The 20,864-nt window shown below is 67.4% G+C and carries 17 protein-coding genes and 1 pseudogene; 9 read left to right on the forward strand and 9 right to left on the reverse strand.

The window, feature by feature from the left end:
* Positions 1–3 precede the first annotated feature (3 nt).
* Both EX88_RS0100600 and EX88_RS0100605 read left to right on the forward strand, forming a co-directional pair.
* Positions 4–972 carry a LysR family transcriptional regulator gene (locus EX88_RS0100600; protein ID WP_051884264.1) on the forward strand — a complete coding sequence of 323 codons (969 nt, stop codon included), beginning with the start codon at positions 4–6 and terminating at the stop codon, positions 970–972.
* Between the two features lie 194 nt (positions 973–1,166).
* The gene (locus tag EX88_RS0100605; protein ID WP_031370089.1) at positions 1,167–1,580 is read left to right on the forward strand and encodes a DUF6006 family protein; all 414 of its coding nucleotides are present in this window, start codon (positions 1,167–1,169) and stop codon (positions 1,578–1,580) included.
* A gap of 91 nt (positions 1,581–1,671) precedes the next feature.
* Here the strand turns inward: EX88_RS0100605 and EX88_RS0100610 are convergent, their stop codons facing one another.
* Positions 1,672–2,523, reverse strand: a complete 852-nt coding sequence (locus tag EX88_RS0100610) for a dienelactone hydrolase family protein (RefSeq protein ID WP_031370090.1) — start codon at positions 2,521–2,523, stop codon at positions 1,672–1,674.
* A 120-nt stretch (positions 2,524–2,643) separates the two neighbouring features.
* Between EX88_RS0100610 and EX88_RS0100615 the strand changes: the two genes are divergently transcribed.
* Positions 2,644–3,627: a GlxA family transcriptional regulator gene (locus tag EX88_RS0100615; protein ID WP_031370091.1), complete on the forward strand. Its 984-nt coding sequence runs from the start codon at positions 2,644–2,646 to the stop codon at positions 3,625–3,627.
* A gap of 314 nt (positions 3,628–3,941) precedes the next feature.
* Here EX88_RS0100615 and EX88_RS0100620 read toward each other — a convergent pair whose 3' ends face one another.
* Complete coding sequence (locus tag EX88_RS0100620) at positions 3,942–4,934, reverse strand: glycoside hydrolase family 6 protein (RefSeq protein ID WP_200875778.1); 993 nt, start codon at positions 4,932–4,934, stop codon at positions 3,942–3,944.
* 316 nt (positions 4,935–5,250) lie between these two features.
* Positions 5,251–6,969, reverse strand: a pseudogene (locus tag EX88_RS0100625) (ArnT family glycosyltransferase); the annotation flags it as partial.
* 557 nt (positions 6,970–7,526) lie between these two features.
* Here EX88_RS0100625 and fabV point away from each other — a divergent pair.
* Positions 7,527–8,732, forward strand: coding sequence for an enoyl-ACP reductase FabV (gene fabV, locus EX88_RS0100630; RefSeq protein ID WP_031370094.1), 1,206 nt, complete (start codon positions 7,527–7,529; stop codon positions 8,730–8,732).
* Between the two features lie 95 nt (positions 8,733–8,827).
* Here fabV and EX88_RS0100635 read toward each other — a convergent pair whose 3' ends face one another.
* Together EX88_RS0100635 and EX88_RS0100640 are read right to left on the reverse strand one after the other, a co-directional pair.
* Positions 8,828–9,061: a hypothetical protein gene (locus EX88_RS0100635; RefSeq protein WP_031370095.1), complete on the reverse strand. Its 234-nt coding sequence runs from the start codon at positions 9,059–9,061 to the stop codon at positions 8,828–8,830.
* Positions 9,062–9,134: 73 nt separating this feature from the next.
* On the reverse strand, positions 9,135–9,461 hold the full coding sequence (locus EX88_RS0100640; RefSeq protein ID WP_031370096.1) for a DUF2834 domain-containing protein: 327 nt from the start codon (positions 9,459–9,461) through the stop codon (positions 9,135–9,137).
* A gap of 431 nt (positions 9,462–9,892) precedes the next feature.
* Between EX88_RS0100640 and EX88_RS0100645 the strand changes: the two genes are divergently transcribed.
* From EX88_RS0100645 to EX88_RS24170, 4 genes are all read left to right on the forward strand, one after another.
* Positions 9,893–10,621, forward strand: a complete 729-nt coding sequence (locus EX88_RS0100645) for a tRNA-dependent cyclodipeptide synthase (protein ID WP_031370097.1) — start codon at positions 9,893–9,895, stop codon at positions 10,619–10,621.
* Between the two features lie 16 nt (positions 10,622–10,637).
* The gene (locus EX88_RS0100650; protein ID WP_031370098.1) at positions 10,638–11,846 is read left to right on the forward strand and encodes a cytochrome P450; all 1,209 of its coding nucleotides are present in this window, start codon (positions 10,638–10,640) and stop codon (positions 11,844–11,846) included.
* A gap of 28 nt (positions 11,847–11,874) precedes the next feature.
* On the forward strand, positions 11,875–12,642 hold the full coding sequence (locus tag EX88_RS0100655; protein WP_081930507.1) for a class I SAM-dependent DNA methyltransferase: 768 nt from the start codon (positions 11,875–11,877) through the stop codon (positions 12,640–12,642).
* A 339-nt stretch (positions 12,643–12,981) separates the two neighbouring features.
* Complete coding sequence (locus EX88_RS24170) at positions 12,982–14,085, forward strand: acyltransferase family protein (RefSeq protein WP_152566003.1); 1,104 nt, start codon at positions 12,982–12,984, stop codon at positions 14,083–14,085.
* Between the two features lie 23 nt (positions 14,086–14,108).
* Here the strand turns inward: EX88_RS24170 and EX88_RS0100665 are convergent, their stop codons facing one another.
* The 3 genes from EX88_RS0100665 to EX88_RS0100675 all read right to left on the reverse strand — a co-directional run bounded on the left by EX88_RS0100665 (position 14,109) and on the right by EX88_RS0100675 (position 19,009).
* A complete protein-coding gene (locus tag EX88_RS0100665) occupies positions 14,109–15,650 on the reverse strand; it encodes a class I adenylate-forming enzyme family protein (protein ID WP_031370101.1) in 1,542 nt (513 codons plus the stop codon).
* 107 nt (positions 15,651–15,757) lie between these two features.
* Entirely contained in the window at positions 15,758–16,645 is an 888-nt protein-coding gene (locus tag EX88_RS0100670) for an alpha/beta fold hydrolase (protein ID WP_031370102.1), read from the reverse strand.
* Between the two features lie 117 nt (positions 16,646–16,762).
* Positions 16,763–19,009 carry a TonB-dependent receptor gene (locus EX88_RS0100675; RefSeq protein ID WP_031370103.1) on the reverse strand — a complete coding sequence of 749 codons (2,247 nt, stop codon included), beginning with the start codon at positions 19,007–19,009 and terminating at the stop codon, positions 16,763–16,765.
* A gap of 196 nt (positions 19,010–19,205) precedes the next feature.
* Here EX88_RS0100675 and EX88_RS24175 point away from each other — a divergent pair, with 196 nt between their 5' ends.
* On the forward strand, positions 19,206–20,168 hold the full coding sequence (locus EX88_RS24175; protein ID WP_081930508.1) for a helix-turn-helix domain-containing protein: 963 nt from the start codon (positions 19,206–19,208) through the stop codon (positions 20,166–20,168).
* A 33-nt stretch (positions 20,169–20,201) separates the two neighbouring features.
* Here EX88_RS24175 and EX88_RS0100685 read toward each other — a convergent pair whose 3' ends face one another.
* Positions 20,202–20,663, reverse strand: a complete 462-nt coding sequence (locus EX88_RS0100685; protein WP_031370105.1) for a MaoC family dehydratase — start codon at positions 20,661–20,663, stop codon at positions 20,202–20,204.
* Positions 20,664–20,864: the final 201 nt, after the last annotated feature.

A 20,864-nucleotide genomic window follows, 5' to 3' on the forward strand; every position in this document is an offset into this window, starting at 1 on the left:
GACATGAGCGCCTTCACCCTGCACGACCTGCAATGCTTCGACGCCGTAGTCCGCGCCGGCGGCTTCCAGGCCGCGGCCGCGACCTTGCATCGCTCGCATCCGGCGGTGTTCGCCGCGGTCGCCAAGCTGGAGCGCCAGCTCGGTTTCGACCTGCTCGACCGCAGCGGCTACCGGGTGCGCCCGACCGACGCCGGCCAGTCCTTCCATCGCCGCGCCCAGGCCTTGCTGCGCGAGATGGAGGAATTGCGTACTCATGCCGCGCAACTGGCCATGGGCGAGGAAAGCGAACTGCGCGTGGTGATCGGCGACCTCTGCCCGCGGCCGCAGATGCTGGCCCTGTTGAGCCGCTTCTTCGCCGCCCGCCCGGGCACCCGCCTGCATCTGCATTTCGAGGCGGTCAGCGGGCCTACCGAGCGTTTGTTCGACGGCGACGCCGACTTGATCCTGCATCGCGTCGACAAGCGCGATCCGCGCATCGAGTGGATGGATCTGTGCCCGGTGCCGTTCGTGCCGGTGGTCGCCGCGGGTTTCCTGCCGTTCCCGATCTCGCGCGCGATCAAGCCCGAACGGATGCGCGACTTTACCCAATGCGTCATGCGCGACAGCGCGCGTCACTCGCCGCCACGCGACTACTTCATGATCGAAGGCGCGCATCAATGCACCGTCGCCGATCAGCTCATGAAGAAGGACATCATCCTGCAGGGCATGGGCTGGGGCCACATGCCGCGGTTCCTGATCGAACAGGAATTGCGCGAGGGGCGGCTGCATTCGATCGCTGGCCGCTACCTGCCCGGCAGCGTCGAGGACCTGGTGGCGGCGCGGCGCAGCGACCGCGCGCACGGCCCGGTCGCGAACCGATTGTGGAGCTATCTTGGCGAACAGGCACCGCGATTCCGCGACTCCATCCAAGCGGCCATGCCCACGGCGAGGACAAAGGCGAAGCCTGCCAGCTCACCGAACAAGCGCGGATGACGCGACCCGCTGCCGCCGCGGCCGTATAACGCAAGCCGCGCGTCGATACGTCCATACGCCTGCGCCAAGCCACTGCAGCGCCCGCCGATTCATGTCTGCGTTGCATTTCTGACGCGCTCCCTGTTGGCCTGTCCGGCCGACACCTGTCGTTGGCTTGGTCGTAACTGGACTCAAGGCCACAGGAGTAGCCGACCATGAACACCGCGTTGAACACCGCACTTTGGATCGCCCTCGCCATCGCCGCTGCGGCCGAGGGCTGCAGCCCGGTCGCCGCCAGCCAAGTCTCCGGCTGGTGGGACGGCAACTGGAACTGCACCATCGATGGCCGCCCTGCCAAGATGAAATGGAGCGCCGTCAATGACAGTCAAACGACCTGCGACGACGACGAGGTCTGCACTCACACCTTCGGCGCCCGCTGGAAGGGTAGGTTCTCCGACAACGGCTCGGCCTGGGTGGCGCTGAACAATGCGCGCCGCGGCAAAAACGGCGGCCTGTACTTCAACCATGCCGACGGCAACCGCTGGTACCTGCCCACGCCGACGGACAATCGGTCCAAGGGTTGGACGACCTGGAACGGCCAGCGCTATCCGCTGGTGTGCTGGCGCTGAGGCCGCTCGTTCGCTGAGCCATCGCGCACGCCGCGCGATTCGGCGGCCGCCTGCATCGGGGTTCCGGCAGGCGGCGGTTACCGGCATCGATTCAATCGCGCGACTCTGTCCTGGCAAGACGCCGGGCGAAGAACGCCAGGATCTCGTCGCGCGCGGCGATGGTCGGCTGACCGGCTTCGTCGATCAGATGCGCCGTCACCACGCTGTGCGGGCTGGCGACCACGTGCTCGAAGAACGGCGCCAGGCCCTCGCGATTGGCCGCACTGTCGGGCAGCACCCGCGCGACGAAACGCTCGCCGAGCGCCTCGGCGTAAGCAGCGAAGCGCTGCGCCTTGCAGAAACGGTCGCCGTCGAAGCGATAGGCCATGACCGTCAGGTTCTCGCGTTCCAGGCGTTGCCGCACCGCGGCGAGTTGCTCGGGCGCGATCTCCAGCCCGGCCGGGTCGTCCAGCGGCAGCGAAGGCTGCGCCAACACCGGCGCCAACATCGAAGGTTCGAGCATCATGGTCAGGGCGAAGTTGCCGGTGAAGCACATACCGATCGCGCCGACGCCGGGGCCGCCGCATTCGCCGTGCGCGAAGCGCGCCAGCGCGCGCAGCCATTGCGTGACCGGGCTCGAACCCTGGCCGGCGAAGGCGCGAAACTCGGCGCTGACGCAAGCGCGCTGGAAGATCGCCTTGCTCTCCTCGACACCGGGCACGGCGCCATCTCGGCCGAACAGCGAAGGCATGTAGACGGTGAACCCCGCGTCCCGGACCCAGCGGGCGAAGCGCGCCACCTGCGGGCTGATGCCCGGCATCTCGGTCATGACGATGACCGCCGGCCCGATGCCGGCGACGTGCACGCGCTTGCCGACGCCGTCGAGGGTAATCGTGCGCGGCTCGAAGTCGTCGAGCGGATCGGACTGGCCGAGATCGGTGCGGTTGATCGGGGCAGACGGCATTCGTGGGTGTCCTCTGGTCGGGCGCTGCCTACGCGGCGCGGCATCGGCTCGACCGCATTGCAACCCGCCACGCGCTAGACTTCGAGTGTCCGCTTGGACATGTTTCGGGCGTTTCCGGCCATGCACGATTTCACCGTCCTGATCCTACCCGGCGCCTACGCCAGCAGCGTCGCCGTCACCCTCGACCTGCTCGGCGCCGCGGCCGTGCTCGCACCGCGACTGCAAACGCCGCGACCGAATTGGCGGGTGCTATCGCCCGACGGCGGCAGCGTGACGCTCGGCAACGGCCTGCGCATCGACACTCGAGCCTTGCCCAGGCGCTCGCGCAACGACGCCTCGACCTGGGTGGTACCGGGCCTGGGCGTGGACCAGCCTGCGCAACTCATCGCTCGCCTGGCCCAGGCCGATGCGCAATATGCAATCGCAGGGCTGCGCCGCCATGCCGCGCGCGGCGGCAGTGTCGCCGCCTCGTGCTCGGCGGTGTTCCTGCTGCAGGCCGCCGGCCTGCTGCAGGGGCGCCGGGCTACGACTTCGTGGTGGTTGGCCGCGGACCTGCAACGCATCGCCCCGGACTGCAAGGTCGACGCCGACCGCATGGTCTGCAGCGACGGCCCGGTCAGCACCGCCGGCGCGGCGTTCGCCCAGTCGGACCTGATGCTGCAGTTGCTGCGCCTGCGTTTCGGCAGCGCGCTGGCCGACGTCGTCGCCAAGATCCTGCTGCTCGACGGCCGCCAGGCGCAGGCGCCGTTCGTGATCCCGTCGATGCTCGCCGGCGGCAACGAACTGGTGGCGCGGCTGACCCGGCGCATCGAGTCCTCGCTGCCGCATCCGCCAAGCCTGAGCGAACTCGCCTCGGAGTTCGCGATGTCGCCGAGAACCCTGGCCCGGCACGTGCGCGCCGCCACCGGCCGGACCGCGCTGGCCCTGATCCAAAGCGTGCGCTTGAACCGCGCGAGGCGCTTGATCGAGACCAGCCGCATGAGCATCGAACAGGTCGCGGCGCAGGTCGGCTACGAGGATGCGACGGCGTTGCGGCGGCTGATGCGCAAGGCCACCGGCGCCACGCCGAGCCGGTTCCGCCCGAGCCACCACCCCTTGGGGTAGCAGCGGCGCCCTGGATTTCCTTCGCTCACAAGCCGCGGCTGCGAAGCTTCTGCATGCGGCGCCAGTCGCGGCTCACGCCGCTCCTACAAAAACGGCTGCCGATGTCGCTCGACTCGCTCCGCTCCCACTGTAAGGGCGGCGTGAGCCGCGACTACGAAGTACCGGAGCCCGACGCAACCTGCGCGAAGCCGACCAGCCCTCGCGAGCGACGAATCTCCGGATCGTCGCGATGCAGACCGGTGCTTCGCGGTCGCGGCTTGTGACCGAAGAAAATCCAGAAGGACGCCGCTCCTACCCCTTGAAGCGCAGCGCCCTCAGCGCCCCTCGATCAAGCGTATCGCGATGTCGGGCGAGAACTGCCCGGCCGGGATCCCCGGCCCAATGCCGCAGTTGCCGTCGGAATCGCCCGGCACTTTGATCCATAACAGCATTTCCGCGCCGCTGCCGCTGTTCTGCGAGACCGTGCCGAGCTTGCGGCCGGGCGGGTTGCACCACTCGCCGTTGGAGCCGTTGCCGTTGCGGCTGGTGTCGACTATGAACGGCTTGGGGTAGCCGAACTGCCGCTGCAAGGCGCCGGCGACGGCGACGCCGTAAGCATTGGAATCGGCGGTGGTGTAGTAGTTCGACACGTTCAGGGCGAAGCCGCGAATGCCTTTGACGCCGGCCGAGTTCAGACGCCGCGCCATTTCGTCGGCGCCGATCCAACGGGCGTTGCCGCCGTCGTGATAGACCAAGGCATTCGGCGCGCGCAGCTTGAATTCGTTCGCGGCGTACTGCAGCAGACCGGTGCGGACGCTGCGCTGATCGGCGGGCAGGCAATCCAGTTGGGCCAGTGCGTCGGGCTCGATCACCACCACCGCGCGGCGGCTGCCGATGCCCGCGGCGAAGCCGGAGATCCAGGCGCGATAAGCCTCGGGACTGCCGGCGCCGCCGCCGGAGTGACTGCCGCAATCGCGGCCGGGAATGTTGTAGGCGACCAGGATCGGTAACTTGTCTGCGGTCTGCGCCGCACCGACGAAGCTCGCCACCGCGGTATTGATGTTGCCGCTCCAGTTGCCGAACCAGCGCGCCATCGGCCGGGTCGAGATCGCGCTGCCGATCCGCGTCGCGCGCGGATCGCCGGCATGGTCGCGCACCCAGATCGCCGGATTCGAGTACGGGTCGACATAGAAACCGCCGTTCTGATTCGCCGCGCTCGCTGCGCCCGGCGCCAATGCGGCGAAACACAGGGCGATGACGCCGGCGACGAAACCGCGCTGCCGCTGCGGACGAACCGCTGCCGCACCGGCCATGGAATATCGATGCATGGAGCCTCCTGCGTGCTGACTGGAACTGCACAGAAGGTGACTTCGAAGCCCGCCGCGCGCTCCGAAACGCCTCACACTTTCGTGCATCCGTCTTGGCAAAACCGCCGCCTCGCGCTCGTTCCGCCACCCAGCGCACGCTTGCCGCGTTGCGGCTATTGCGGACCGCGCGCCGCTACAGCGTTTCGACGGCGGCGGCGCGCGCGCAGCGGCCGAGCTCGCGGCCGAGGCCGGAGTTCGTGCCCGACGCCCCGACGAGCCCACGCAGGCTGCAGGCGTCGGCGACCACAGGCGCCAGACAGACGTCCCAATCCATGCTCAGCGCATGCTCGGCGCTCGACCAGGTGCAGCCGTGCGTCGCGCTACCCGGCACCAAAGTCCAACCGCGCCGGTTCGCGTGGCCCAAGTGTTGGCTGCGGGTGGTATCGATGCAGGCCGCCAGGGCGATGTCCTGCACCAACAACCAGCGCGTCTGCGGCGACTGCCGCTGCCACTCCAGTCCGCGCCGCATCTGCACCGGGAAGATCGCCTTGAAGCCGAACTCGGCGACCGGCCGGTCGGCCATCAACAGGTTCTGCTCGCGCCAGGCCACCAGGCCCAGTTCGGCCTTCGGGCCGATGCGCTTGCCCACTTCGGCCATCAGGCCGCGCGCGGACGACGAATCGTTGAGCAACGGCGCCATGACCAGGCCGAACGCGACCCACAAGCCGGCCAGCATCGCCGCCATGCCGGCGAAGGCGCGGCGTCGCCCGGTCCACAACAGACAGGCCAGGCCCCAACCGCCGACCGCGGCGACGCTGGCGGCCAGCGCCGAGGACACGTCCTCGAGCGAGCGCTCGGCGACGAAGCGCCGTTCGAACCCGGGATCGCCGAACCACATCGCCAGGCCGCCGAGCAGCAGTGCGATGGACAATACCGCGGTGAAACCGAGCGCGACGCGCTGCGCCGACGCCTTGCGCAGCAAGCCCGGCAGCAACGGCGCCAGCGCCAACGCGACCATCGGCAGCGCCGGCAAGATGTACATATCGCGCTTTCCGCCGGGAATGCTGAAGAACAGCAGGACCAGCAACCACCACGCCAGCGGCAACAGATAGCGCGCATCGCGACGGCGCAGACGCCGGCGCCAGGCCGGCAGCGCCCACGGCAAGGCGAGCATGGTCGGCAACCACATGGTCGCCATCACTTCCAGGAAGTACCAAGTCGGTTGGCCGTGATCCCAGGACGCGCCGTAACGCTTGGCGGTCTGGCGCACCAGAATGTCGTTGAGATAGGCCGAGTACTGGCCGCCGTCCGGCCCGAGCGCGGCGATCGCCAGCGGCACCAGCCAGATGCCGGCGGCGGCGACGAAGGCGAGCGGCCCGAGCCAGAACTTCGCGCTCTTGGCATGCAGCTTCACGTTCCAGCCGCGCAACGAGGCGATGGCGGCCGGGATCAGCATCAGCAAGGCGATCGCACCGACGCCCTTGCTGATCGTGCCCAGCCCCGCCGCGGCCCAGCCGAGCATCCACATCGGCCAGTCCGGGCCGCGCTTGCGCGCGCTCAGCAAGACATGGCGCAGCAGACCGTAATTGGCCAGGGTGATCCAGAACACCACCAACGGATCGATCTGGGCCTTCTTCGCCTGCCAGGTGAACTGCAGGGCGAACAGCAACGCATAGCCGGCGTACAGGCCGACACGACGCGTCCACAGGCGGCGGCCGAGATCGACCACGCACCACAGCGTGCCCAGCGAGGCCAGCAGCGACGGCAACAGGAAGGCGATGCGCCACTCACCGAACACCTGATAAGCGGCGGCCTGCAGCCACATGAACAACGGCGGCTTGTCGGAATACAGCTCGTGGCCGCGATGCGGGAACAGCCAATCGCCGCTCTCGATCATCTGCTTGGCGACCAGGGCGAAACGCGGCTCGTCGGCCGGCCAGGGATCGCGCAGGCCCAAGCCGACCCCGAGCACCAGCACCGCCAGCACCCAGAACAGGACGGTCTGGTTGCGTCTGGCGACTCGATGTAGCGCGGCGCTGTGCAGGATCGTGGTCATCGCGTGATCGGTAGTGGCGTGGTCTTGAAGCAGGGCAGCAGGAACGGTGGTGCCGGATCGGCGTGCTGCGAACGCCCGCAGGGCGAAGCGCCGGCATTGTATCGAGGCCGATCGCAGCCTCGGCATGACGGCTCGCACACGACCGCGCGCAGACCTCGGCTCGCATGGGCCCGCCTGCATCGGCAAGGGACGCAATCGGCGAATGCTGACATTCCCGATGTCCGATAGATGTCGGAGCCCGGACCGCCGCAGGCACGTCGTGCGCAGCGGCGCCCATGATGCGCAATACGCCACCGTTCGGAAACAGCGGCCACACTCCCGGGCCGGCCTCGGCTGGGCGAGCGCACCCGTTCGAGGCATACTTTTCGCCATGGCCGGTCGACGGCATCGCGCCATCCCGGTTCCCGTCCGTGCCCCGCTGCGAGGCCCGGCCGCGGCCGGACGGCCGCTCGCGACGGATGCGCCACGGCTCGCCTTCGACCGCGACAGCAGGACTCTCAAGCCCGCGGCGCGCATCGCGCTGCCGCGGACGCCCCATCGATGACGAGGTAGACCAGTTGATCATCCACCCCAAGGTTCGCGGTTTCATCTGCACCACCACGCACCCGCTCGGCTGCGAGCTCAACGTACGCGAGCAGATCGAAGCCACGCGCGCGCGCGGCGTCCGCAAGGACGGACCGAAGAAGGTGCTGGTGATCGGCGCGTCCAGCGGCTACGGCCTGGCCGCGCGCATCACCGCCGCGTTCGGCTTCGGCGCCGACACCCTCGGCGTGTTTTTCGAGAAGCCCGGCAGCGACAAGAAGGCCGGCACCGCCGGCTGGTACAACTCGGCCGCGTTCGACAAGTTCGCCAAGGCCGAGGGCCTGTACAGCAAGTCGATCAACGGCGACGCCTTCTCCAATGAAGCGCGCGACACCGCCATCGAGCTGATCAAGAACGAGATGGGCGGGCAGATCGACCTGATCGTGTATTCGCTGGCCTCGCCGGTACGCAAGCTGCCCGACACCGGCGAGCTCAAGCGCTCGGCGCTGAAGACCATCGGCGAGCCTTACGTCTCGACCGCGATCGACACCAACAAGGACACCATCATCCAGGCCACGGTCGAGCCCGCCACCGAGCAGGAGATCGAAGACACCGTCACGGTGATGGGCGGACAGGACTGGGAGCTGTGGATCGACGCGCTCGAACGCGCCGGCGTGCTCGCGCCGGGCGCGCGCACCGTCGCCTTCAGCTACATCGGCACCGAGATCACCTGGCCGATCTACTGGCACGGCGCGCTCGGCAAGGCCAAGGTCGACCTCGACCTGACCGCGCAGCGCCTGGATGCGCGCCTGCGCAAGATCGGCGGCGGCGCCAACGTGGCGGTGCTGAAGTCGGTGGTGACCCAGGCCAGCGCGGCCATCCCGGTGATGCCGCTGTACATCTCGCTGGTGTTCAAGGTGATGAAGGAAAAGGGACTGCACGAAGGCACCGTCGACCAGCTCAGCCGCTTGTTCCGCGAGCGCCTCTACCGTGAAGACGGCCAGGCACCGCAGACCGACGACGAGCACCGCCTGCGCCTGGACGATTGGGAACTGCGCGACGAAGTCCAGGACACCTGCAAGGCGCTGTGGCCGCAGGTGACCACCGAGAATCTGTTCGAGCTCACCGACTACGCCGCTTACAAGCACGAGTTCCTCAAGCTGTTCGGCTTCGAGCGCAGCGACGTCGACTACGACGCCGAGGTCGACCCCGACGTGAAGTTCGACTGCATCGAGCTCTGAGTCTCGGCGGGTTGCATCACGCTGCACCGGCGCCGCTCCCGGCGCCCCTCCGCTCCTGCGACAGGAGCGGAGCCCGGACCGGCCCACAGGCCGCGTCACTTATAACGGCGGCGCTCGGCCTTGAGCGCCTGCTCGGATACGAAGCCCGTGCCGCAGCTCCGGCAGTAGTACCCCTCGACGAATTGTTGTAACGGCGCCTCGCGCACCTGCGAGGGCAGGACGTCGTCGACGCGAAGATCGGCCGCGTACGCCATCCGCGGGTCCTTGCCCGGCGCGGCCACCCAGGCCTGGTCGATCAACAGCAGCTTCGGCGCCAACGCGGTGGCCAAACCACACCGCGGGCAAAGCTCATCGAATGGATACGGGCTCATTGCGCCTCCTGCGCCGGACCGGGTCGAACGATCAGGGCCTGCCGGCATCGAGTTTCGCCTGACGCTGGTAGAGAAACAACGGCAGCCCCAGCGACACGCCGACGAGCAGGGTCGCGACGACCGACACCCATGGACGGCGCACCGCCAAGCGACACCCTTCGCTTGCGATAAACACCAACAGCACCAGCGCCGACACCAGCACGTCGATGCCGAAGAAAGCGCCGATGCGCGTGGAAAACAGTTCGGCAACCAAGCGCGGCAGGTCCGGACCGTGCTCGTTCAACCACGGCAGCAACTGCGCATACGGCAGCAGCAGACCGGGCACGCACAGCGACAGATACAGATGCCTGAGTTTCATGGATTGTCTGATCCCATCGGAGAACCGGTTTTCCACAGTACGCCGCACGGACTTTCACTGCGTCCGGTACGACACTCACGAACGCTCACTGCGAGTCGTCCGCGTCCTCTGACGACACAAAGCACACTGAACAGTGACGGGCGTTTGCAGTCCTTTGTTTCAGTGCCGACGATCCCCATAAACGCGACCGCGGTAACGTCGTCGAGCGCCTATCGGCGTAGAGTGCCGGCCGAGCTTCCGGGTTGGCCTGCATTGCCGCAGCGCCACTCGCCACCGTAGACGCGCAGAGTATCGGATGCATGCCGGCTCGGCGGTGTACCGCCAAGGTTCGCATCCGATATCGCGGATGGGTCGCGATGTCGGATGCGCCGCCTTCGCCGGTTGCGGCTTCGATGGCATCGTTCTGATCGGCTCAAGGAGGAGTGAGGATCATGTCGCTGTCGATCGTCGCCGAAACGCCTGATCGCCCTCGCCTGCCTATCGTGGAGGACGTCTCCGGCCGTCTGCGCGCGCGGCCGTACACGGATGCCTGCGCCGATATCCTCGAACGCGCCGAACATGTCGTGATCGGATTGAGCCCGTTCAACGGCTATTTCAGCGCCATCGCGATCCAGCGCATGATCGCCTGGGGTTGCCGGCACTTCCGCAAGGTCGATGTGCTGCTGCCGGGCTATGAGGCGATTTATACGCTCACCGCCGCCGGCCTCGCTCCGATCGAGGCGACGCGCAAGCTCAGGCGCGAATTGCTGCGCCTGCGCAACACCAGTCTGCGCAGCTTGCAGGACCACGATGTCGAGCATCCGCAGCAACGCATCCACAGTTGGACGCGGCTGCTCGAAAACCGCGCTTACCTGACTTTGCGGCAGCAGGTGCGGCGCACCTACCGCGACGATTTCTCGGTGCGCCAGGCCTGTCGCAACGCTGCAGTCACAGCGGTCGAAGGCGCCATGGGCCAGCGGCCGGACGAGAGGCGCCTCGCACAGGCCGTGCATTACCCGCTCGCCGAGCTGCCCTTCTTCGTCGACAGTCCGGCGATCTACGGCGTGCGCAGCTCGGTCTTCGCCTACCCGCGGCCGATCTCCCTGGTCCGCGCATTGTCGATCCCCAGCGACGCCGCGCTCGCCCGGGCCGATGGTCAAGGATTCGTCTCGTTCGAATAGCGACAGGAGAGCCGCCATGCCCAGCCCGCTCGATCAAGCCCAGGACGTTCTCAGCTATCCGTTCGCCATCGGCCCGCTCGGCACGCCGCCCGAGACCATCGCCTGGGCGCGCAAACACCGGCCGGTGTGCCCGATCAGCCTGCCCAGCGGTACCCGCGCCTGGATGGTGACGAACAAGGACGACATCGGCCTGGTCCTCACCGACAAGCGTTTCTCGCGCGACCTGACCTACTCGGGCGCGCCGCGTTTCGTCGGCGAGGATTTCACCGCGGTGCCCGGCGGCCTGTTCAACCTCGACCCGCCCGATCACACCAGGGTGCGACGGGTCATCGGCCATTTCTACACGCGCACCGGCGTCGAGCGGTTCCGTCCGCTGGTCGAACGGCATGCCACGCAGTTGCTCGACGCCATGGCCGGCGGCGACAACCCGGCCGATCTGATGCAGGCCTATTCCACCCAACTGCCGCTGCACAGCAGCTGCGACATGCTGCAGGTGCCGGTGGATTTTCGCGAGCAGTACCTGGCGTATTTCCACACCCAGACCAATTATCAGGCGACGGCGGAGGAAGTCGCGCAGGCGACGGCCAAGATCCTGGATTTCTCGCGCGACATCATCGCCCTCAAGCGCAAGCACCCCGGCCACGCCGATCCGATCGGCGCCTTGATCGAAGCCCGCACGCAAGGCTTGATCGACGAAGACGAACTCGTCGGCACGGTCTGCTATCTGTTCGTCACCGGCTCGGAGCCGCTGATCCCGCCGCTGTCGACCGGCGTGCTGACCTTGCTGGAGCATCGCCCCCAGTTGCAGCAGTGCATCGACGATCCCACCCTGTGGCCCAAGGCGATCGAGGAAGTGTTGCGCTATCACCACAACGGCGTGCTGGGCCTGCCGCGCGTGGCCACCGAGGACGTGGCGCTCAAGGACACCCTGATCCGTCGCGGCGAAGCGGTATGCGCCACCATGCTCGGCGTGACCTGGGACCCGAAGTACTACAAGCACCCGGCCAAATTCGACATCCACCGCTCGACCGACGGCACCGCGACCTTCGGCGCCGGCCCGCACTTCTGCCTCGGCTCGGGGCTGGTGCGGATGTTCCTGGAAGTCGCTTATCGCATGCTGTTCGCCCGGTTCCCGAGCCTCACCCTCGCCGTTCCCGCCGGCGAGATTCCCTGGGAAAAGAACATTCTCTTCATTCGGCCGGTCAGCCTGCCGGTCGCCTGGTGACCCGCCCACCGACCTTATCGAGGTTCCCATGCAAACGATGGACAGCCAGTTCGATGCGCTCGCCGATGCCTACGAGAGCAGCATCGACGAGATGCCGTTTCGCCGCCATATCGAAATGCACAGCGTGCTGCGGGTGATCGGCGACACCCGCCACTTGCGCGTGCTCGACCTGGGCTGCGGCAGCGGGCTCTACACCCGCGCCATCGCCGAGCGCGGCGCACGCCGCGTGGTCGGCTTGGACGTGTCGGCCGGGATGATCAGCCACGCCCGCGCCCACGAGCGCCTGGCCCCGCTCGGCATCCACTACCATTGGCGCGACGCCGCGCGCGATCCGGGCACCGTCGCCGACGACCTCGGCGAACGTTTCGACCTGGTCACGGCGGTGTACGTGTTGCCGTACGCCGAATCCCGCGAAGGCCTCACCGCGATCTGCCGCACGGCCTTCGAAGCCTTGTCCGGCCCGGGCGATCGTTTCGTCGCAGCGGTGCTGAACCCCGAGTTCTCCAGCGACGAGCAGTGGTACCGGCATTACGGCATGACCTTGACCGCCGCACAGGGCCGCAAGGAAGGCGCGCCGGTGCACCTGCACGCCTGGTTCGGCGAGCACACACTCGACCTGGATGCGTTTTATTGGTCGCGCGACGCCCACGACCGCGCCTTCCGCGAGGCCGGCTTCGGCCACGTGCAATGGCACCTGCCGACCCTGTCGGAGAGCGGGCGCAGCGTCAGGGACGACGAGTTCTGGCACAACTATCTCGAGCAGCCTCATGCCTTGATCGTCGAGGCCTTTCGGTGAGCGCCTGATTGCGGACATTCCGTAATCCCTGCGCGCCCCCTCTTCGACGTGGGCCGCCTCGCCCGGAAACCGCGACCTGGACAGCGGCGCCACCCTCGTGCCAAGGCAGCGAATCGTCGCAGACCGATACCAGGCTGGTGCGTAAACCCGCACTGAACCCGGCCGACAAGAAATGTTTCAAAGTTCTCAACCGATTCAAGCGACGGAGAAATCTTCGACGGCTCCCTCTCTACTGCCCACTCGCGCGTGACGCGAAAGCTCTTGCGTCCCCTGAGGCCCGGCACGTTGCGCGACCGGCCCGTCGGAACGCAAGCGAATCGGCAGCTCAGAGAAGGCGCAGTGACAGAACCCAGCACTACGATGCGGCCGCGCGCCGCATTCTTTTCTTCGATCCAGGCTTTGCGCGGCATCGCCGTGGTATTGGTCGTCCTGTTCCATCTGCGCCTGATGGAAGACCTGCACGGGCAAGGCCGGCAGATCTTGCCGAGTCTGCTCGAATTCGCCTACGGCGGCGTCGACCTGTTCTTCGTGATTTCGGGCTTCGTCATGGTCTCGGTGGCCGCGGGCAGCTACCGCTCGCCGGCCGGCGCCGGGCGCTTCCTGTTGCGCCGGGCCTGGCGCATCGTACCGCCCTATTGGTTCTACACCAGCCTGCTGGTCGCGCCGATGCTGCTGATGCCCGGCGTCCTCGACGCCTCGCACGACTACGGCAAAATCGCGACCTCGTACCTGTTGTGGCCGCAGGCCTCGCTCCCGATCCTGATGGTCGGTTGGACCCTGATCTACGAAGCGTATTTCTATCTGGCCATGGCGGTCGCCATCGCACTGCTGCCAGAGCGTTACGCCGGGACCTTCCTGGCCGGTTGGGGCATCACGGCAATGGCGGTCCACGCCGCGGCCGGCGCCAATGCGCCGCCGTGGCTGACGGTCGCGTCCAGCCCTATGGTGCTCGAATTCATCGCCGGCGCCCTGGTCGGGCTGCACTGGCGACGGCTGCCGGCGCGCTACGGCCTGCCCTGCCTGTCGCTAGGTGCGTTCGCTTTCGTTGCGAGCATGTTCGTCCTGGCCCAGGCCGGTGCCCACGAGCCCTCGCCGATGCTGCGGACTGCGATGTTCGGCTCGGCCAGCGCCGTCATCGTCCTCGGCGCGGTGGCGTGGGAGAGCGCCGGCCCGGTGCGCATTCCGCGCTGGCTGCTGATCCTCGGCAACGCCTCGTACTCGATCTACCTCGCGCACCCGTTCGTGATCTCGTTGACGGGCCGGCTGTGGCGCAACACCGCCATCGGCCAGGTGCAGGGCCTGCACGCAGCCTCGGTGGTCGTGGCGATCCTGCTATGCCTGGCGGTCGGCATCGCTTCGTATCGCTGGCTCGAACGTCCCGTGCAGTCGATCGGCGGGTTTCTGTTCAAGCCTCGGCCGACGCCGGTCGCGCAACCGGCGTAAGCCGGCGGGTCGGTCGCCGCGTCTCAGGCGCTCGGCCAATACGGCGCGCGCAACTCGCGCTTGAGCAGCTTGCCGGTCGGGTTGCGTGGCAGGTGATCGCGGATCTCGACCGCGGCCACCCGCTGCTGTTTGCCGACGCGCTCGTTGAGCCAGTGCTTGATCGCTTCGCCGTCGCCGGCCTCGGCGTCCTTGACGATCACCAGGGCCAACGGCGATTCGCCCCAGACCGGGCTCGGCACGCCGATGACCGCGCATTCGGCGATCGCGGCGTGCTGCATCAACACGGCCTCGATGTCGGCCGGATAGATGTTCTGGCCGCCGGAGATGATCAGGTCCTTCTTGCGGTCGAGGATGTAGAGATAACCCTCCTCGTCGAGACGGCCGATGTCGCCGGTGCGCAACCAGGTGCGTCCGGCCTCGTCGATCCAGGTGGCCTGCGCGGTGGCTTCGGGCCGTCGCCAATAACCCGCCATGGCGAAACGGCTGCGGCCGACGATTTCGCCGGCCTGGCCGGCTTCGAGCGGGCGGTCGTGCTCGTCGAGGATCAACAGGTCGACGCCGGGCAAGGGCTTACCGACCGAGGAGAGATGGCTCTCGGCATCCTCCGGGTCGAGCGCGGTGATGATGCCTTCGGTGGTGCCGTAGACCTCGATCACGTCGCAACGGCAGGTCTCGATCAGGCCGGCCTTGGTCGCCAGCGGCAAGGACGAACCCACGCTCATGATCGCCTGCAGCGAAGAACGGTCGGTGGTCCAGAACTGCGGATGATCGAGCAGGCGCTGGTATTGCACCGGCACCATCGCGGTGTGGGTGATGCGCTCGCGGGCGATGGTGGCCAGGGTGTCGGCGACATCGAAGACATGCCGCAGCACCACCGTGCCGCCGCTGAGCCAAGTGCCGAGCAAGGCGGCCCAGCTGATGTTCGAGTACAACCCGGTGACCAGCAGAGTGCGCGCGCCGGCGTGATAGCGCAGCGCCAGGGCCGCGTCGTAGGCCCAGGCCACGCGCGTGCCGTGGCTGTGGACGATGCCTTTCGGCTCGCCGGTGGTGCCCGAGGAATAGATGATGTTGCACAGGTCGGTCGCGGACACCGGCACCGCCGGCGGATGCGAGTCGGCGCCGCCGAGCCAGTCCGCATACGCGCGCCAACCGGCCGTGGCCGAGGCGCCCTCGCCGACCACCTCGATGCGGGCGATGCCGGGAATCGCACCGATGCGAGCGGCGTGATCGGCGGTCGCGAATACGAACACGGCCCCCGAATCGGCCAACATGCTCGCCGCGCTCTCGGCGCTGATCGCGGTGTTGAGCGGCACGGCGACGCAACCGGCCTTCATGATGCCGACGATCAATTCGGCCATCTCGATGCAGTTGGACATCAGCAGCGCGACGCGGTCGCCGTGGCGCGAGCCGGCGCCGATCAGGGCATTGGCGATGCGGTTGGTGCTGCGGTCCAGGCTTTGCCAGTCCAGGGTCCGCTGCGGCGCGACTAGCGCGGGCGAGCGCGCGCGCCAGCGGCCGTGCAGGGCGAAGATTTCGGGCAGCAACGGTTGCGGTGCATCCAACATGGAAGGGTCTCCGTGTCGCGTGAAGGCTCGGTCAGGGCGAAGGGATCGGAACGCGCCGCTGCCCGCCCAGATTGAGGGCATCGACGCGCGCAGACAGGGCCGCGGTCTCAATCCGCAACGTCGAGCAGGGTTTCTATGCCGATTCGGGCATCCAGTTCGGACAAGGACGGCGCATGGCCGACATCGGGCACCTCGACCAGGCGCACCAGCGGCGACACCGCGGCCATGCGCCGGGCGGTCTTGGCCTCGAGGATGTCGGACAAGGCGCCGCGCAGCAGCAGGATCGGCCGGCCGGCGGCGAGCTTGCGGTAGAGATGCCACATCAACGGCCGCAGCAGCCACAGCTTGGTAGGGCTGACCGTGCGGATGATCTTCGGGTCGTAGTCGAGCACCAGCAGGCCGTCGTCGCGGACCCGGAACATGCGCTCGATCATCCGCGCCCAGTCCGCGCGCGTGTACTTCGGATAGGCGGCGCTGCCGATGCGTTCGATATAAGCCGCCGCGTCTTCGCGCGTCATCGGCGGCACCGGCACGCCGGCGTAGCGCGCGATCCGGTCCAGCGCCGACTTCGGCGCCTGCGGGCCGGCGTCGTTGAGTACCGCCGCCGCCACCGCGGCCGGCTGCTTCACCGCCACGGTCATGGTCACCCACACGCCGAGCGAGGTGCCGATGAAGACCGCGCGCGGGATCGATTGCGCGGCCATCAAATCGAGAATATCCAGCGCATAGCGGTCGGCGCTGTAGCTGGACGGATCGTCGGCGTACTGCGAACGGCCGCGGCCGCGCAGGTCCACCGCCAGTACGCGCCGCCCGGCCGCGGCGAGCACCGTGGCGATCTCGTCGAAATCGGCCGAGTTGCGGGTCAACCCCGGAATGCAGATCACCGGGCAGCGCGGCTTCGCGCCGGAATAGACCGCCGCGGGGTAATCGCGGGCGTACAGCCGCAGTCCATCGCGGCTGTGCCAATGCAATGCGTCGTAAGGTTCGGCCGACATGGTGGGGAGGGAATTCCTGTGCCAACGAAAGTGTGGTCGGCCCCCGAGCATGTGCCGACCGAGGGCCGATGGAAACGCCCGCTGCGCCGTTCGCGGCGTGCGCCGGAGGACCTGCGCTCAGAACTCGTAGCGCGCTGACAGGCTCACTGTGCGCGGCGCGCCGTAGAAACCGGTGACGATGTCGAGCGCGGCGATGTGGTAGCCGGTGCTGCGATAGGACTTGTTGCCCAGGTTGCTGCCCTGCAGGCTCAAGGTCCACGGCTGGTTGACCTGCCAGATCAGCCCGGCGTTCCACAATCCGTAAGCCGGCTGCGCGATCAGCGGCGACAAGGTCGTCTCGGGATAGGTCTTGCTCTGATAGCTGTAATTGATGCGCCCGCCGAGGCTGCCGCCGTTGGCGAGCGGATACAGCGCGTCCAGGCTCAGCCCGCCCGACCATTTCGGTGCGTTGGTGAAGCGCTGGCTGTCGGCGATGTCCACGCCGCCGCTGCGGTACTCATCGTACTTACTGCGCAGGTAAGCGACGTTGCCGCTGAGCGTCCAATGCTCGGAGGGCTTCCAGGCGAACTCGTGTTCCAGCCCCTGGATGGTGCCCTTGCCGGCGTTGGTGAAGTCGCCGAAGAAGCCGGGACTGCCGTTCGGCAAGGTGTAGGAGGTGAACACCGACAACTGGATGTTGCTGTAGTCGTTGTGGAACAACGAGGTGTTCATCATCAGGCGGTCGTCGAAGAAGGTCATCTTGCTGCCCAGCTCAAAGGACTGGACCTTCTCGTCGTCGATCGGCCGGCACGAGGCCGGGATCACCGCGCAATTGGCGCGGATGTTGTAGCCGCCGGAATGGAAGCCGGCGTTATAGCTGGCATACAGATTGACGTGATCGTTGGCGCGCCAGGACAGGGTCAGTTTCGGCGAGACGTTGCGCGAGGTGTTCGAGCCGGTGAAGTCGGCCAGCTCGGCGATCGGCACCTGGAAGGCGCCGTCGGCGAAGGCGTAGTTCTGGATCAGCGCGTCCTTGGTCTCCTCGGTCAGGCGCAGCCCCAGATCGAGGCTCCACTGCGGGTCGAGGTCCCAGGTGAAATCGCCATAGGCGGCGATGCTGCGGGTGCCGATGCGGCCGCTGCTGACCGCGTACTGCGACAGCCGCAGCGCGGTGTACGGCGGCGAGCCCAGGAAGGTGCTGCGGTTGATGCCGCCGGCCGCACCCTTGAAGTAGAACAGGCCGAACACGCCGTGGAGCTTGCCGCCGGCATCGTAATTGGCCTGCAGTTCCTGGCTGAACTGATGGTCGCTGTAGCCGCCGGAAGCTTCGCCGATCCGTTCCGGCAAGGTGTCGAAATCGATATTGCTCTGGGTCGATGAGCTGCGGTAGGCGGTGATCGACTTGAACGCCCAGTCGGCGCTGGCGATCCACTTGACGGTCAGCGCCGCCCCTTCCAGCTCGCTGTGGTTGACCTGGGGCATCGCGCTGCGGGTGTCGAAGTCGCTGGCGAGCGGCTTGTACGCCGGATAGTACTTGTTCGCCTTCAACATCTTGGCGCCGCGCGGATTGGAGTTGTCGTGCATGCCGTCGAGCGCGAGTTCGACGTTGAACGTATCCGACGGGAAGTAACCGAAGGTGGCGCGTGCGGCGTTGGTGTTCTTGTTGCCGTTGCGGCTGTCCTGGACCAGGTTCTTGCCGTAGCCGTCGTTGTGCATGCTGGCGACGGCGACACGGGCGCGCCAGACGCCATCGTCGCTGGCACCGCCCAGACTGGCCTTGGCACCGCGTTCGCCATGGGTGCCGACCGTGGCTTCGACGGAACCTTGAGTGCTCTTGGGCAAGGGGCTCGATACGTACTTGATCGCGCCGCCGATGGTGTTCTTGCCGTACAGGCTGCCTTGCGGGCCGCGCAGCACTTCGATGCGGCTGACGTCGAACACGTCGAGCAAGGCCCCTTGCGGCCGCGCCAGATAGACGTCGTCGAGGTACACGCCCACGGCCGGGTCGAAGCCCCAGGTCGGGTCGGACTGGCCGATGCCGCGGATGTAGGCGGTCAGGGTGGTGTTGGAACCGCGCGCCGCATACACCTGCAGCGACGGCACCTTGCCCTGCAGGTCGGCCAGGGTCTGCACGTTCTGCTTGAACAGCGCAGAGGCGGTGAAGGCGCTGACCGCGACCGGCACGTCCTGCAGGGTTTCCTCGCGTTTGCGCGCGGTCACCGTGATCGATTCCAACTGGGTCGGTTTCTTTTCCGATTCGCCCTGCACTGCTTCGGCCTCGGTTCGGGTCTCGGTCGATGCCCCCTGCACCTCCTGCGCCCGCACCGCCGACCACTGCGTCGACATCGCCACACCGATCGCCACGCTCAAAAGCCTGTGTCTCATCCTGGTCCATTCCCCTGCGCGCATCGCCGTCGTCGCAATGACGGCATGGCTGCAACATAGCGGCGTCGCCTCGCCGCGGTTCCACCGCGGGAGCACACCGCATTGACCCTGAGTGCACAGACGTGCTGCGTCGCAACATGCAGCGCGAGCCGCAAGGCTCCTAAGATGCCGATCGACAGTTCACCGAGGGATCGCCATGTTCGCAACCGAGGTTGCAGCGCCGACTGCATTCCCCGCCAAGGCCGCGGCGACTCCACGGATCGCGATGGGCGGCTGGTCGACCGTGCATTCGCCCGGCTTCGGCAGCGCCGACGTTCAACTGACCCGCCCTGAAGGACGCATGGGCTGGCTGGCGAGCCAATCGGTCGGCGCGCTGCAACTCAACCACATCGCCCTGAGCGGGCTGCACATGCGCCGCACCCCGCAGCATCTGTCGGGACTGGCGCAGAACTACGTGCTCGCCCTGCCCGCCGCCGGCAGCTCGCGCAACCTCGTCGGCGGCCACGACGTGATCCTGGTGCCCGACCGCATCTACCTGATCTCGGCCGCGGTGGTCGGCGAGGTACAACCGGAAGGCTGCTACAAAAGCTTCAACACCCTGATACCGGCGCATCTGCTGCAGCAACGCGTGTCGCATCTGCCGACCGTGTTCTCGGCGCCGCTGGATGGCACCGACCCGCGCGCCGAATTGCTCGGCGCCTATGCGCGGCAGATCGACCGCCTGGCCAAGCAGCTCGGCGAAGGCGAAGCGCAGGTCCTGACCACGCAGTTGTGCGACCTGGTCGCCCTGATGCTGCGCGGCGATTCGCGCACCTTCTGCGACGACCGCTCGCTGGCCGCCGCGCACAAGCAGCGCGCGCTGGATTTCATCGAGGCGCATTACTCGAACGAGGACCTGTCGGCGGAAATGATCGCCCAGCGTTGCAGCATCTCCGAAGGCTATCTGCACCGCTTGTTCCGCGACAGCGGGCAGTCGGTGATGGAGCGGCTGCGCGCCCTGCGCCTGGGCAAGGCCCGCGATATGCTGACCAACGCGGCCCTGGCCAAGCTGCCGATCTCCGAGATCGCCTACCGCAACGGCTTTCGTTCGCAGTCGAACTTCTGCCGAGTGTTCCGCCAGCAGTTCGGGGTTTCGCCGAGCGAACTGCGCCGCCACTGAGCGCGCCACGCCGGCCAGCACGTCCCTGCTGGATCAGCGATACAGCATCGCCGCCATGTCGGCGACCAGCGCTGGCTTGTCCTTGCCTTCTATTTCCATGACGTTGCGGGTGATCATCAGCAGGCGGCCCTCGCCCTTCGCTCCGACCGCGGCCAACGCGACCCGCACCCGCACACGCTCGCCGGCCAGCACCGGCGCCTGGAACCTGACCTCGCCGAGACCGGCGTTGAGGGCCTGCGAAATGTCTTCGGGCAAGATGCCGAGCTGCATCTGCAGCGGCGCGAGCAGCGACAACAACAGGAAACCGTGGGCGATGGTGCCGCCGAACGGACTCTCCTTGCGGCAGCGTTCGACATCGACATGGATCCACTGGCGGTCGCCGGTGGTCTCGGCGAATCGGTCGATCATCGTCTGGTCGACCGTCTGCCAGGCGGACACGCCGAGCTCCTTCGCCACGTGCTCGCCGAGATTGTCGAAGGTATAACGCTGGCTCATCGAGACTCCCTGGCCGATGCGGTGAAGTGCACGCCAGCTTAGCGCGACGATCGCGCCCGGCGGCGAGGTCCGACCGGATTCGCGACCGCGGCCCGCACTTCGCGCAAGCGATCGGCTGTGGTCAAGACTTGGTGCTCCCGCGGTGAAACTTGGCCCGACGCGAGCGGCTACAACGCGAAGACCGCGCGGTCGTCCGACCGC

This window comes from Lysobacter antibioticus (assembly GCF_000731095.1).
Taxonomy (GTDB): domain Bacteria; phylum Pseudomonadota; class Gammaproteobacteria; order Xanthomonadales; family Xanthomonadaceae; genus Lysobacter; species Lysobacter antibioticus_B.